The sequence below is a fragment of the Rhodococcus sp. 14-2470-1b genome, assembly GCF_002259415.1.
Taxonomy (GTDB): Bacteria; Actinomycetota; Actinomycetes; order Mycobacteriales; family Mycobacteriaceae; genus Rhodococcoides.
Window position 1 is genome coordinate 42270 of record NZ_NPFY01000016.1, and the last position, 14112, is coordinate 56381.

10 protein-coding genes are annotated in these 14112 nt (G+C 63.8%); 5 read left to right on the plus strand and 5 right to left on the minus strand.

Annotated elements, in window-relative coordinates:
- Positions 1-3: 3 nt before the first annotated feature.
- Genes CH293_RS12305 through CH293_RS12315 form a run of 3 tightly spaced genes read left to right on the plus strand, consistent with a single transcriptional unit; the run spans position 4 to position 4168 of the window.
- Positions 4-2172, plus strand: coding sequence for a hydantoinase B/oxoprolinase family protein (locus tag CH293_RS12305; protein ID WP_094720379.1), 2169 nt, complete (start codon positions 4-6; stop codon positions 2170-2172).
- Positions 2169-3398: a CaiB/BaiF CoA-transferase family protein gene (locus tag CH293_RS12310; protein WP_094720380.1), complete on the plus strand. Its 1230-nt coding sequence runs from the start codon at positions 2169-2171 to the stop codon at positions 3396-3398. The genes CH293_RS12305 and CH293_RS12310 overlap by 4 nt, the downstream gene beginning before the upstream one ends.
- Positions 3398-4168, plus strand: coding sequence for an enoyl-CoA hydratase/isomerase family protein (locus CH293_RS12315; protein WP_094720381.1), 771 nt, complete (start codon positions 3398-3400; stop codon positions 4166-4168). The genes CH293_RS12310 and CH293_RS12315 overlap by 1 nt, the downstream gene beginning before the upstream one ends.
- Positions 4169-4247: 79 nt before the next feature.
- Here CH293_RS12315 and CH293_RS12320 read toward each other — a convergent pair whose 3' ends face one another.
- The 4 genes from CH293_RS12320 to CH293_RS12335 all read right to left on the minus strand — a co-directional run bounded on the left by CH293_RS12320 (position 4248) and on the right by CH293_RS12335 (position 9948).
- Complete coding sequence (locus tag CH293_RS12320) at positions 4248-5168, minus strand: hydroxymethylglutaryl-CoA lyase (RefSeq protein ID WP_094720382.1); 921 nt, start codon at positions 5166-5168, stop codon at positions 4248-4250.
- A complete protein-coding gene (locus CH293_RS12325; protein WP_094720543.1) occupies positions 5168-6442 on the minus strand; it encodes a hydroxymethylglutaryl-CoA reductase, degradative in 1275 nt (424 codons plus the stop codon). The genes CH293_RS12320 and CH293_RS12325 overlap by 1 nt, the downstream gene beginning before the upstream one ends.
- A 153-nt stretch (positions 6443-6595) precedes the next feature.
- Entirely contained in the window at positions 6596-8521 is a 1926-nt protein-coding gene (locus CH293_RS12330; RefSeq protein WP_094720383.1) for a GAF domain-containing protein, read from the minus strand.
- 68 nt (positions 8522-8589) lie between these two features.
- The gene (locus CH293_RS12335) at positions 8590-9948 is read right to left on the minus strand and encodes an MFS transporter (protein ID WP_094720384.1); all 1359 of its coding nucleotides are present in this window, start codon (positions 9946-9948) and stop codon (positions 8590-8592) included.
- A gap of 256 nt (positions 9949-10204) precedes the next feature.
- Here CH293_RS12335 and CH293_RS12340 point away from each other — a divergent pair, with 256 nt between their 5' ends.
- The gene (locus CH293_RS12340) at positions 10205-11629 is read left to right on the plus strand and encodes a DHA2 family efflux MFS transporter permease subunit (protein WP_094720385.1); all 1425 of its coding nucleotides are present in this window, start codon (positions 10205-10207) and stop codon (positions 11627-11629) included.
- On the plus strand, positions 11626-12030 hold the full coding sequence (locus tag CH293_RS12345; RefSeq protein WP_094720386.1) for a MarR family winged helix-turn-helix transcriptional regulator: 405 nt from the start codon (positions 11626-11628) through the stop codon (positions 12028-12030). The genes CH293_RS12340 and CH293_RS12345 overlap by 4 nt, the downstream gene beginning before the upstream one ends.
- A 68-nt stretch (positions 12031-12098) precedes the next feature.
- On the opposite strand, the gene CH293_RS12350 is transcribed toward CH293_RS12345, so the two are convergent.
- On the minus strand, positions 12099-14084 hold the full coding sequence (locus CH293_RS12350; RefSeq protein WP_094720387.1) for a hypothetical protein: 1986 nt from the start codon (positions 14082-14084) through the stop codon (positions 12099-12101).
- Positions 14085-14112 lie beyond the last annotated feature (28 nt).

Sequence of the window (14112 nt, forward strand, 5' to 3'; positions counted from 1 at the left end):
TCCATGACCACCACCGCGCACGACACCGCCCACGATCCGGTCACACTCGAAGTAATTCGAATGCGCCTCGATTCCATCGTCGAGGAGATGGGTATAGCGATGATCCGCTCCAGCGGATCACCGGTCATCACCGAGGCCGGTGACTTCAACACGGCCCTGTTCACGCCCGACGGACGCATCTACAGCTACTCCGACTACGTCCAGTTCCACATCGGCTCCGGTGGCGTTGCCGTCCGAAACCTCGTGGCGACGATCGGCGACGAGCAACTACAGCCGGGCGACGCCTTCATCTGCAACGATCCACACACCTCCGGTTCGAGCCACCCGCCTGACACGACGGTGATCTCACCGATATTCCACGACGGGAAGCTGATCGCATGGGCGCAATCCCAGGCGCATCTCGTCGACGTCGGCGGCATGACGCCGGGTGGTTTCGCGCCGGCAGCACTCGATTGCTACAGCGAGGCCGTACGAATCCCGCCCGGTGTCAAAGTGTTCGAGGCGGGCGTTCCCGTCGAGTCCACGAAGCGGCTGTTGCTCAACAACGTTCGTGTACCTGTGCTCTACTGGAACGATGTTCGAAGCCTGGTTGCGAGCAACAACACCGGTATCACGCGATTGCTCGAGGCCGTGGAAGAGTTCGGTTACGAAGAATTCCATCGATACTCGGAGCTGAGTTTCGAGCTGGCCGAACACGTCGTACGTGAGCGCGTCGGCAAGCTGCCCGACGGCACGTGGGACGCGGACGAGTGGACGGAGCACAACGGGCACGAGAACGGTCTGTACCGAATCCACTGCACTCTGACGAAGGTCGGGCAGTCCATCACGTTCGATTTCAGCGAATCGAGCGATCAAACCGGTGGATTCGTCAACTGTTCCTACGGGGCTCTCCTCGGCAGTGTCGCGAGTGCGGTGGTGCCGATTCTCGCGTGGGACGTTCCGTTCAACGAGGGCGTCGTCGCAGCGATCGACGTGAAGACACGGAGGGGAAGTATCGTCGACCCGGTCCCGCCTGCCCCGATCAGCAACGGCCACTTGACCACCGGTGCCCGAGTCAGTCGCGTCGTGACGAAACTGCTCAACGAACTCTGCCGGGGGAGCGATGACCGCATACTGCGCGGGCGGACTCAAGGGGTATGGGCCGACTCGTGGACCGGCGGCATTTCCGCCGGTACCACCGACGACGGCGAGTACACCGTGCTCTTCAATATGGACGGCGGTGCGGTCGGTGCAGGGGCCCAACCCGATTCCGACGGTCTCGACTGCGCAGGGATGATGACGCAGGTCAACAACTTGCTGCCGGATGTCGAGATGAACGAGATGTTGTATCCGGTGCTCTATCTGTGGAAGCGGTTGTCGCTTCCCAGCGGTGGGCACGGGCGCACGCGCGGCGGACTCGGCGCGGAGTTCGCGTGGACGCTGCACGGAGCGCAATCCGTGGTGCAGACGGTGTTCGCCCCCACTGCACAGGTTCCAGCCGAGGGATTCGGCGGCGGATTCCCCGGGGGCGGGAGCGGTCATGAAATCTGGCGCGACAGCAACGTCAATGGGTTGCTAGGTGAAGGCCTGGTCCCGACGGAGGAGCTCGTCGAGGCTCGGGACCGGCAGCTTCTCGACATCAACCACACCGGATTGACCGTCGATGCAGGGGATGTATTCGTCCAGTGGTGTGCAGGGGGAGGAGGGTACGGAGATCCGTTGTTGCGCGCCGCGACGTCGGTCGCGCAGGATGTGCGTGACGCGTATATCACCGCTCTCGCAGCATGTTTCGTGTACGGAGTGGAGCTCGATGGCGCAGGTGACGTGGACGAGAGCGGTACTCGAACACGTCGTTCCGCGATGCGAGACGAGCGTCTGGGGCACACCCCGGCCCGAGCTGTCGTCCATTCCGACGCGTCGGTCTTCGTGTCCCCGAGCCGTCTGAGCGGATCGTGGATGTGTCCTGCCTGTGACGGTGACCTCGGCGCTACCGAGTCCTGGCAGGATGGCTGTGTGACCACTACAGCAGTCGCATCGGACGCTCTGCACACGATGGGTGTACGCATCCGTCCACGCATCGACGAAGGACAGGTGTATCTCGACCAGAGCATCTGCGCGCACTGCGCAACGCAACTCGACGCTCGAATCCGAGTGGACGGCGTCACCACAGCAGTATCGGAGGCAGTGTCATGACCGTGCCCGAAGCAGTGCAGGGCGTGGGTTCGTTGGAAGGTGTCGTGGTACTCGACGTATCGCGCGTCGTCGCCGGCCCCTACTGTTCGCAGATCCTCGCAGATCTCGGCGCGACCGTGATCAAGGTCGAGAATCCGCGCGATCCCGATTACACCCGGACGTTCCCACCGTTCCTCGGCGGTGATCCCGACGGCTTCAGCGCCTTCTACGCGCAGTACAACCGCGGCAAGTTGGGAATAACGATCGACCTGGGCACGGACGAGGGCAAACAGGTTCTGCGCGATCTCGTGGCCAAGGCTCACATCCTGGTCGAGAACTTCAGGCCAGGAACGATGGAGAAGCTGGGCGTCGGGTACGACGTGCTCCGCGAGGTGAATCCGGCCCTCGTCTACACCGCCATCTCGGGCTACGGCCAGACGGGGCCGCTGAGTAGACGTCCCGCGTACGACAACACCGCGCAGGCAGCGGGAGGATTGTGGTCGATGAACGGGTACGCCGACCGGCCTGCGGTACGCGTCGGCACGATCATCGGCGACCTGTCGGCCACGATGTTCGGCGTCATCGGCACATTGGCTGCGTTGCGTCATGCCGAGCGGACGGGAACGGGGCAACTCGTCGACGTCGCCCAGACCGATTCGGTCGTGGCGATGACGGAGTCGGCGGTCGTCGATTACACCGTCGCAGGCAAGGTCGCAGGGCGACTGGGCAATCAGCACCCGTTCGTTCGTCCGTACGAATTGTTCCCGTGCAAGGACGGATTCGTGTTCTTCGGTGGGTACACCGACAAATTCTGGCGCATCACCTGCGAGATGTTCGGACAGCCCGAGATCGCCGACGATCCGGAAATCGGTTCGATGACACAGCGATTCGACGACGAGGTGTACGAACGACGAGTCAAGCCGCTGATCATCGGTTGGTTCGCGAGCTACACCAAGGCCGAACTCGAAGAGATAGCGGGCGATCGCGTGCCGATGACAGCGGTGAAGTCGATGGACGAAGTGGTGGCGGACGAGCAAACTGTCGCACGCGAGATGATCGTCGACGTGGACTACGACGAGTTGGGTACTTTGCGGATGTTCGGTCAGCCCATCAAGCTCGGCGAGACACCTGCGACGCCTGCGCGGAAAGCCAACCTCGTCGGCGAGCACACCGAGTCGGTCCTGCAGGACTTCGCCGGCTACAGCGCATCCCACATCGAGAAGCTTCGTGAGCTGGGTGCCATCTGATGTCTGTCCGCTACGAAAAGACCGGCACGACAGCGCTAATCACCCTCGACCGTCCGGACAAGCTGAATTCGTTGACGCTGTCCATGTACGAGGAGCTCGGGCAGGGCTTCGACGAGGCCCGCGACGACGACTCGGTCGCAGCGGTGGTTCTCACGGGTTCAGGACGCGCATTCTGCGTCGGAGCAGATCTGACCGAATCGATCCCGGCCCTCGCGGAGGGACGGTTCGACATTTCCGAATGGGACTCTGCGCACCAGAAGCACTCTCGGCTGTTCAAGCCAGTGATATGCGCAGTAAACGGTCTTGCACTGGGCGGTGGTTTCGAGATCATGTTGTCCACCGATCTGCGCGTCGCGTCGGAGGACGCACGCTTCGGTCTTCCCGAGGCCGGGGTGGGCGTCGTACCAGCCGGAGGCACCCTCGCGCGACTGACGAGACAGATTTCCTACGCCCACGCGATGGAACTACTGCTGCTCTCGGACCAGATCGACAGTGCAACGGCGTACCGGATGGGTCTGGTGAACGCCGTCGTCGAACCGGGACAGGTCGTCGAGACCGCCATGCGATGGGCCGATCGAGTCGCGGCGCTGTCCGGTGACGCTCTGGCGGTCACCAAGCGTGCGGTGGCTCAGCTGTCCGAGATGCCCCTCGAGGCCGCATTCCACGCTGAGGCACTGTTCGGGCAGCAGGCCTTCACCTCCGCTGACGCCAAGGTGGGTCTCGCGGCGTTCGCGAACCGGTCGACCCCGAAGTTTCCGAGCCGAGGATAGGTTCCCCTATCGCTCGGATGGTCCATTCATGTTGACTGACAACATGAATGGACCATTCGAGCCATGATGCTATGGGAGATCAGCGAGCCGCAGCCAGAGCCGTCACCACAGCAGACGGGCTCGGGCGGCCGATCTGCTCGGCCATCCACAGCGATGTGTCGACCAGCAGATCCAGATCGATACCGGTGTCGATGCCCATGCCGTGCAGCATCCACAGCAAGTCCTCGGTCGCGAGATTTCCCGTGGCGCCCTTCGCGTACGGGCATCGGCCGAGACCGCCCGCCGAACTGTCGAACTCGGTGACACCTGCCTGCAGCGATGCGTACACGTTAGCCAATGCTTGGCCGTAGGTATCGTGGAAATGCATGGCGACCGAGTCCACGGTGATACCGCTGCCGAGCACCGCATCCAGCACCGAGTGCACGTGGCCTGGGGTGGCTACGCCGATGGTGTCGCCGAGCGAGAGCGAGGTGGTCCCGAGTTCAGCGAGTCGAACCGCGACGTCGGCAACCTGCTCGACGTCGACGTGACCTTCCCACGGATCGCCGAAGCACATCGATATGTACCCGCGCACCGGGAGGCCGCTGGCCAATGCTCCCTCGACGACCGGCCGCGCTGAGTCGAGCGCTCCCTGCACCGTCGTACCGAGGTTCTTGGTAGCGAAAGTCTCTGTTGCGCTGACGAACACCGCGATCTCGCGTGCGCCCGCTGCGAGTGCGCGTTCGAGACCGCGCTGGTTGGGAGCGAGGACCACCTGGCGGACGGAACCGGGCAGGGTCAACGTCGACATCAGATCTTCGGCGTCGGCGAGCTGTGGAATCCATTTCGGCGACACGAAACTCGTCAGCTCGAGGCTCTCGACGCCCGCGTCGACGAGCCTCCGGCAGAACTCCGCCTTGACGGACGTGGGCACGGGTTCGGCCTCTGCTTGCAGGCCGTCACGAGGCCCGACCTCGTACACGCTCACGGCCGAGGGCATTCCGCTCTCGAACTGCGGCATCAGTTCCCGCCGCGAATCTCGGCCAGCACCTTCTCGGCGTGCTCGACGCGGATGGTGCGGTCGTCGATCAGTCGCTTGACCACGAGGTCCATTTCCGTCGTTGTGGCGCCTGCCGTGGCCGCGATGGTGCGCGCGTGCAAACTCATGTGACCGCGCTGAATTCCCTCCGCAGCGAGCGCACGGCATGCGCCGAGGTTCTGCGCGAGACCGACCGAGACGATGATCCGTGCGAGCTCGGACGCCGAGGTGACACCGAGAATCTTGACTGCCGTGCGTGCAACCGGGTGGACTTTCGTTGCACCGCCGACGAGCCCGACCGCCATCGGTACTTCGAGCGTTCCGACGAGATGTCCGTCGGTGTTCTTCTCGAAGTGCGAGAGCGCCGTGTACCGTCCGTCCTCTGCGACAGCGTGCGAGTGGCATCCGGCTTCCACTGCGCGCGTGTCGTTTCCGGACGCAAGAACGGCTGCGGTGATGCCGTTCATGATGCCTTTGTTGTGCGTCGCCGCGCGGTACGGATCCGATTCGGCCAGAGCCGACGCGTGCACGATGTTCTCGACCACGTCGTCGCCGCCGAGGAGGTCTCGGTCGAAGATCGCACGAGCGCGTACGAGACGCAGATCTGCCTTGTTGGTCAGAATGCGGAGAAGTGAACGACCCCCGGCGATCTCGGCGAGGCGGGGTGCGATGGCCTCTGCCATCGTGTTGACTGCGTTGGCGCCCATGGCGTCGCGCACGTCGACGACGAGGTGCGCCACGACGTGGGTACCGGTTCGGGTTGCCACGAGTCGGACGGACAGGTCCGACGCTCCGCCCCCTAACTTCACGAGCATCGGATCCTGCTCGTTGGCCGACGCGACGATCTCCTCGCGTGCTTCGAGAAGGCGCAGACGTGCGCCCTCGGGATCGGGCGTGTCGAGAAGTTGGATCTGGGCCTGCATGACAGATCCGGAGTCGGAGGTGAAGAACCCTCCGTGTGCCCGCGCCATGCGAGCGGCGTTGCTTGCCGCTGCAACGACGGAGGGCTCCTCCGTCGCCATCGGAACGAGGTGGTCGCGGCCGTCGACGGTGAAATTGGTTGCGATACCGACGGGGATCCCCATCACGCCGATGACGTTCTCGATCATGTGATCGGCATGCTCGACGTCGAGTCCACTGCCGGGTTCGAGGACGCCGATCTCGTCTGCGCTCAGACCCGTTCGTTCGGCGACGAGCGCCCTCCGTTGTTCGGGCGTCGAATCCTTGAGTCCGGGAATCCGGCTGTTGACAGTCACTGCTTCCTCCGCATTGTCGCAGGCCACCTGAGTCGAGGCCGTGATCGTGTGCTGCTGATCACGCTATTCCCGACCGGACGGTCGCCGACATGTGCGATAGACACGGGATGTGCTCGTTTTCGTGTGTGATGAATCTACTCGCCGCCGCCGTGATCAGTCGCGGGGTCGACGCCTGGCGACAGCCCTGAGCTCGTCGAGCCGTACCGCCGTCGAGATACGGAACAGGATCTCGTCCTGCCGCCAGTCCTCACCCAGCAGCGATTTGAGGCGTTCGAGTCGCTGGAGAATCGTGTTCGTGTGATAACTCAACGCACGCGCAGTCTTCGTTGGGCTCGCATCGTTGCGGACGAACGCTCGTAGCGTCGAGACCAAGTCGGTCCGGTGGACCGCGTCGTACTGTACGACTGGTCCGATCGTCTGGTCGATGAACGCGTGCAGGGCTTCCGGGTCGGACCCGAACATCACCATGTAGGGCGCATAGGCCTGCGTTCCGACGGCACCGTCCTCGACCCCGAGGGCGTCGAGCAACCGGGCCGTTCTGTGGCCCGTGTCGAATCGCCCCGAGAAGTCGTCGATCGATGATGCGGACGGCGTGGCGACGACGAGCACCGGATCGTCGGCGCCCGCGACGAGGTGTGCATGCAGGGCGCGGGCGGTGGCGAGAGGGTCCGCGGAAGGAACTGCGGCTGCGATCGTGCCCTCGTGCTCGCCGACGATTCCTCGGCCGTCGAAGTACGACGCCGTCGCGCGTTCGACGGCCGAGCGTCGTTCAGGTTCGACGACCACGACGAGGACAGTCGTCAGATCGGTCAGGACGACGCGGCGTGCACGCGCTCGCCGATCGAGGTCCCGTCGACGTTCCGGGGAGGCGTCGAGAAGGTCCGATATCAGATCGCCGCGCGTGCGGCGGTCCGCGTCGGCAACCGCATTGTGCTGCAGGACCAGCAGCGCGGCGACCTGCGCCGCACGCTCGATCGTGCGCTCGTCGACGGGGCCCAGTTCCAGCTCTCCCGCGCTGAGCAGCACCGCGCCGAAAAAGAGCTCACCCGCGGTGACGGCTGCGACTACCTCGACCGAGGGATCGCCGTGTACTCGACAGCAGTGGCCGCTGGAGCGGCTCGTGGTCACCGCGTCCCGAACGGCAGGCGGGAGAGTGACCGCGGTGGTTCCTGGGTCATCCGACGACGAGGCAACAGGGAACGATTCTGCGTCGAGGATCGTGACGGTTCGTCCCAGCGCCGTCGCCAGTGTGTCGGCGACCTGTGGGAAACCTCCGCCGAGTAGGACAGCATGGACGAGCTCTTGGTGAACTACGTTGGATCGGTCTCGGGTCTCGACGTGATCGGTCAGCGTATCGAGGGCTGCCCGCGCCTCGTCCTCCGAACTACGGAGCTGCGCAAGGTTGTTCGCCGTCTGCAGTACGACGGACGCGTGGTCGGCCAATGCCGACAGGACAGCGATTTCCTCGGGCGTGAACTCGTGCTCCTGCCGAGTCGCGGCGAACAGAACACCGAGGACGCGACCTTCGGACAGCATCGGCACCCCGAGGATCGAGATGATTCCCTCGGCGGAGACGGCGTCGTCGATGGTGTGTTCGTGAATGCCCTCGAGGTACTGGCTGTATCTCGGTACCCACAGCGCTGCCCGTGTGTCGGCTACCTGGCTGGCGAGGCCCATTCCGGCCGGGACTCTCAGTTTTTGAAATTGCGGCGTAACCGATCCGACCGTTTTGCGGACGTGGAGCTCGCGCGTCGCGATGTCGAACTCCGAGAGGTAGGTGACGTCGGTGCCCATCATCTCGTGTGCGCGGGTCACCAGGCGGGCCAGCAGCGCATCGATGTCGCGTACCTCGGCAAGCTCTCTGGCGCTGGAGAACAATGCTGCGAGTTCGTGTTCACGCCTGCGCAACCGGGTGAGCTCGTCTCGGTGACGCTGGACACGCGCGAGGATGCCTGTACGGTCGGCGTCGTCGATGCCCAGTTCGGACAATGTTGCAGTGATGGTGTCGTCGGCGCCTGCTCGCGAGGAGGCCGCGTCGAGTACCTCGCCGATCACTCGTCCGAGGTCTGCGGCATCCATGTCCTCAGAATGCCTCGAGCCGGCGCAGTACGCTCCACCGACCCGAGGCATCGTCGTCGCAGGCTCGCTCACGCGTCGGATCGGACCGTCCGACGCGTTGCCATGAGTCCCTGAACCGAGAAGATCGAGATGACTCCGGTTGCAACGATGTAAAGGCTGATAGCCCATGAACCGCCGAACACGTCGAGCAGCTCGAGGTAGATGATGGGGACGAATGCCGACCCGACGACGGTGCCGATTCCCAGCGCCAACGACATACCTGTGTACCGGATCGATGCGGTGAACGATTCCGCGTACAGCACGCCGAGTGTTCCGTAGGAAGCGCAGAACCCGACGGTCGCCAGAAGGTAGCCCAGGACGGTCAATGCGACGTTACCGCTGTCGATCAGCCAGAACATAGGGAATGCGACCAGGACGGTGAGCACGATTCCTGAGGTGAACACCGCACGCCGACCGAACCGGTCCGACAGACTGCCTGCAAACGGAATTCCGAAGAACGCCACCGTCGAACACGCCACTGCGACGAGCAACATGGTGGTTCGCGAGAGTCCGATGTAGGTGGTTCCGTAGGTGATGCTGAAGGTGAAGAGGGCGTAGAAGATCGCGCCGACGTTGGCAAAGCAGAACGCGGCGAGCAGCACGGGCTTCCAGTGATCGCGCAGCGTCTCCACGATCGGCATCTTGGCGCGAGTCCCGGACTTCTGAAGTTCCTGGAATGCAGGCGTTTCCGAGATCTTGAGCCGAATGACGAGACCGACGATCACCAGAGTGGCGCTGAGCAGGAATGGAACTCGCCACCCCCAGGACCGGAACGCCTCGTCGGGAAGAAGGCCGAGAGCGAGGAATGTGAGAGTGGACAGGGTCAGGCCGAGCGCAAGACCGGATTGCGGTGCGCTCCCGAAGAGGCCTCGCTTGTTCTTGGGGGAGTGCTCGACGACCATCAGGACCGCTCCACCCCATTCGCCGCCGAGCGCGAAGCCTTGGATGAACCGAAGCGTCATCAGCAGGATCGGTGCGGTGACGCCGATTGCCTCGTACGTGGGGAGCAAGCCGATTGCGAATGTCGCACCGCCCATCGCGATCAGCGAGATGACGAGCATCGACTTGCGACCGATTCGGTCGCCGAAGTGCCCGAACACCACTGATCCGAGCGGTCGACCGAAGTACCCGACGGCGATGCCGCCGAACGCGAGGATGGTCCCGACGACGGGGTCGTAGGTGGGAAAGAACAGTGCGTTGAGGACGAGAGCGGCGGCAGTCGAGTAGGCGAAGAAGTCGAACCATTCGATCGTCGTCCCGATCAAACTCGACGTGACGATCGTCCGCATACGGCTGGACCCATGCGTGTCGGACGGTGCTGAGCTCGGCTGAGGGCGTGCGACGGTCGCGGGCGACTCGGAGGATTCGTACACCGGTGTGGTGTCCATGGGCGTCTACTTTCGGAATGAGTCTTTCGGTGATGAACGGACCGGGTTCGGCTGTCCACTCCGCATCAATCTGTGTCGGCGATCACTTTACGGTCGGCCTAAGTCCCCGAATATGTGTGTTCGGCCCATGGAATAGAGCATTCGATGGGTGTGAAGCACAGCGTGCGCCCTGCGTGGACGAGTTCCGATTTGCACTGGGCCGCGACGCGATCAATACTCGAACTAATAGTTGTGTATCTACAAGTATTGGATTTCGATGAGCGAACTGACCAAGCGGCACCGCTACCTGGTGCTCGCAATCTGCTGCATGAGCCTGTTTCTCGTCAGCATCGACAACACGATCGTCAATGTCGCGCTGCCGTCGATCGGGTCCGACCTGCAGGCATCGGTGTCGGGCCTGCAGTGGATCATCGACGCCTACACGCTGGTTCTAGCGTCATTGCTGATGCTGGGAGGCTCGAGCGCTGATCGATTCGGCCGCAAGAAGTTCTTCATGATCGGCACGGCACTGTTCATCGTCGGATCACTGCTGTGCAGTGTCGCGCCGTCGCTGGGCTGGCTCGTCGCGTTCCGCATGGTGCAGGCCGTCGGAGGATCGATGATGAACCCGGTGGCCATGTCGATCATCACCAACACGTTCACCGATCCGAAAGAACGCGCGGGGGCTATCGGAGTGTGGGGTGGCGTGGTCGGAATCTCCATGGCAGGAGGACCGCTCATCGGGGGTGCACTCGTCACGTCGGCGGGCTGGGAGTCGATCTTCTGGGTGAACGTCCCGATCGGTGTGATCGCCTTGTTCTTGACGTGGAAGTTCGTTCCCGAATCCAGAGCCGCGCATGCACGACGCTTCGACCCGGCCGGGCAGGTGCTGATGATCGTGCTGCTTGCCAGCGTTGTGTTCACCATCATCGAGACACCGGCGAAGGGATGGTCCTCGCCGACGATTCTCGTCACAGCCACCGTTGCTGTGGCGTCACTCGTCGCATTTCTGCACGTGGAAACGCACCGGACCGAACCTCTCGTCGAACTGAGCTTCTTCCGCAGCGTTCCGTTCTCCGGGGCGACGGTCATCGCCGTGTGTGCGTTCGGATCGCTCGGCGGATTCCTGTTCCTGAACACGCTGTATCTGCAGGACGTTCGTGGCTACTCGGCGCTTCACGCCGGCCTCTACACGCTTCCGATGGCGTTGATGACACTGATACTCGCACCGATATCGGGACGCCTCACGGGTTCTCGCGGACCTCGGACCTCGCTGGTGGTGGCCGGAGTCGGCTTCGTCGTCTCGTCCCTGATGCTGACCCAGCTGACGGCGACGACGTCGTTCGCGTGGCTTGCCTTGCCCTACATCGTGTTCGGAATCGGATTCGGAATGGTCAACGCGCCCATCACCAACACCGCCGTGTCCGGAATGCCCCGCAGTCAAGCAGGAGTCGCGTCGGCGGTGGCGTCGACGTCGAGACAGGTCGGCCAATCTCTCGGTGTCGCGGTGGTGGGGTCGATCATCACCTCCGGTCTCGTCGGTACCTTCGCCGACGGGTTCGTCGACGCTGCGCGTTCGGCGTGGTTCGTCATGGCAGGTGCCGGAATCGTCGTCTTCGTACTCGCCTTCGTCACGACCGGGTCGTGGGCCCGCGGCACCGCGCAGCGGGTTGCCGATCGGTCGCCGGAGCTCGTGTCATGAGTGCGGAGGACGTGTGGGGTGACATCCGTACGCTCGTCTTCGATCATGCCGATCCGCACCGCGCCGTGGTCGCGGCGACAGGGGAGAGCTTCTACCGATGCAAGGTGCTTCGGCGACTGGTGGCCGGCCCGCTGTCTGCGGGAGCGCTCGCGGATCGATTGAACACCGATCCGCCGTACCTCTCGGTCACGTTGAAAGAGTTGGAATCCCGCGGATACGTGATACGGACCGAAGACCCTGCCGACCGTCGGCGTCGGGTCGTGGACCTCACCCCCGCCGGACGTGAGGTAGCCGACCGAGCGAACGCCGCACTGAACGCACCGCCCGCGGGGTTCGCGAACCTTTCTTCGGACGAACTGGGGCAACTCGGGACACTGATGGGCAGGCTGCTCCGAAGCTGACACCTTTTTTGCCGAGCTGCCACACGCACTATGACGCGAACTGCGGTGGCAACCCGGCAGAACCGGTGCTAACTCTCCGACTCCGGCATCCGATCCGCACCCCAGCTGCGTTCGATGTAGCCGATGGTGTCCTGCACTGCCGATGCGGGCACCTTGTCCGGCTCACCGTTCTCCAGCGGATCGGTGTGGAAGATGTACAGCCGAGATGCGAACTGCTCGAACGGAAGTGAGCCTTCGCCCGCTCTCTCCCCGTTACCGGCCGTGCCGACGACGACGCCGTCGCCCCAGTCCTGACCGCTGTCGTTGTTCGGGTTGAAGAAGTAGACCCGCATGACAGCATCCGGGTCGGGGGCGACGCGCAGGATCGTGATGGCGTGCCATCCGATGTACCGCGCGGCGCTGTCGGTGACGGCGACACCCGCCGGCTGGGGGTGCACCAGCGGTTGGCCGCCGTTGTATTCCAGGTGGTACGACGCGTAGAACTGCCGAACGAAGTCGTCCAGATCGATCAGGTTGCCCGTTGCGACGTCGACGTCGATGTTGAATCCGCGCGCGGACCACCATCCGTGGAACTCCGGATTGACCCACTTGTGCGGATCCCCGGGGCGGTCGGCGCACCGACGAATCATCTCTGCGTAGATGCGATCCAGATGCGGAACCAGGAGCTGCGACACTGGATCGAGGTCGACGGGCGATGCCGTGGCAACACCTCCCGAGCTGTCCTTCGACGAGAGCGATTGGCCCTCGAAGTGCATGACGATCTCGTCGTCGCGGGCCGCCCACACGACCATCTGCAGCAGGTAGTCGGGATCGTTGTACGCCCACATCGACAGTGCGCGCGCCGATTGGCACGTGGGATTGTCGCCCTGCCCGACGCCCAGAGGCTGCCCGAGCATCGAGAGCAGCCCGCCGAGCAGTCTCGACTCCGGATCCGGTGTGGGGCCGAACACGTCGACGAGCCGCTGACGTACGCCTGGTTCCAGTCGAAGCGCCAACTGCCGCCATAGTGACGGCACGATCGGGGGTTGGTGCAGGATGCCGCGGTCGAGCAACAGTGCGATTCCGTAGAGGCATTGCGCCGACTCGGGGTGCACGGCTTCGTTGATCAGGCAGTGCACCAGTTCCGGGTATCGCTGAAGGCAGGTCCGTCCGGTTTCGGAGACTCCGAGTGCCTCGCCGAGCAGATATGTGTTGTGCTCGATCAGGAACCGAACCAGCGTCGCGTGGTACGGCGAGACCAGGCCGGTGTCGTGCATGGCGCGGGCGAACCCACGAGCCTCGAACTCGAGACCTTCGGCGTCCATGGCGTCGAGGCGGGCGCGATACATGTCGACGCCCGGATCCTCTCGGCACGCTTCAGTCGGACCGAACAGCGCCGAGATCAGTCGATCGAGACCCTGGCCCGACGCACCGAGATCCACATCGGGGTCCTCCCGGTACACCGCGATGCGTGTGACCATGGCTTTGATGTGGTCGACCTGAATGGGTCGCTGCCGCAGTACCCGCCAGATCTCGTCGCCCAATTTGTCGAGGACGCTGTCGTAGCCGATCTGATCGGCGACGTAGCCGAACAGATCACGGATGAGGTGCGCGATGCGGCCGAGTTTCACGCGCTCGGCCTCCGACGGTGCGGAGAACAGCACTTCGAGGTTCATCGCCAACACTTGCGACAGATAGTGCTTCGCGTCCTCGGCACTGACCGCCGGGTGTGTGTACTCGCCCGCAGCGATTGCGACCAGCCGAAGCTCGCTCGTTGCCTCGAGGACGACGGTATCGATCACACCGCTGCGCAGCGACGGTCCGACGAAACCGGGCACCAGGATGTCCGGATGCGCCCAGTCGGTGCCCGCGAACAGCCCCGCCTCGTCCAGCGCTGCGGCACGTTCACGGACTGCTGCGCATCCACCGCGTTGCAACAGAACTCGATGCAGCGCGTCGAGGACACGTTTGACCTTGGTGTTCTTGGAGAATTCAGGTGCCGCCGCCAATGCTTCGGTGGCGTGGTCGAGTTGCGCGACTCGACTGACCAGCGCCTGGTCGACAGGTGGGTCCAATGTCTGTGACGGACCGGTCGAGAAGTCC

Excerpts from the sequence above, each read along its gene's own strand:
- CH293_RS12305 (WP_094720379.1), top strand. The coding sequence starts at position 4 with ATGACCACCACCGCGCACGACACCGCCCACGATCCGGTCACACTCGAA.
- CH293_RS12310 (WP_094720380.1), top strand. The coding sequence starts at position 2,169 with ATGACCGTGCCCGAAGCAGTGCAGGGCGTGGGTTCGTTGGAAGGTGTC.
- CH293_RS12315 (WP_094720381.1), top strand. The coding sequence starts at position 3,398 with ATGTCTGTCCGCTACGAAAAGACCGGCACGACAGCGCTAATCACCCTC.
- CH293_RS12320 (WP_094720382.1), bottom strand. The coding sequence starts at position 5,168 with ATGCCGCAGTTCGAGAGCGGAATGCCCTCGGCCGTGAGCGTGTACGAG.
- CH293_RS12330 (WP_094720383.1), bottom strand. The coding sequence starts at position 8,521 with ATGGATGCCGCAGACCTCGGACGAGTGATCGGCGAGGTACTCGACGCG.
- CH293_RS12335 (WP_094720384.1), bottom strand. The coding sequence starts at position 9,948 with ATGGACACCACACCGGTGTACGAATCCTCCGAGTCGCCCGCGACCGTC.
- CH293_RS12340 (WP_094720385.1), top strand. The coding sequence starts at position 10,205 with ATGAGCGAACTGACCAAGCGGCACCGCTACCTGGTGCTCGCAATCTGC.
- CH293_RS12345 (WP_094720386.1), top strand. The coding sequence starts at position 11,626 with ATGAGTGCGGAGGACGTGTGGGGTGACATCCGTACGCTCGTCTTCGAT.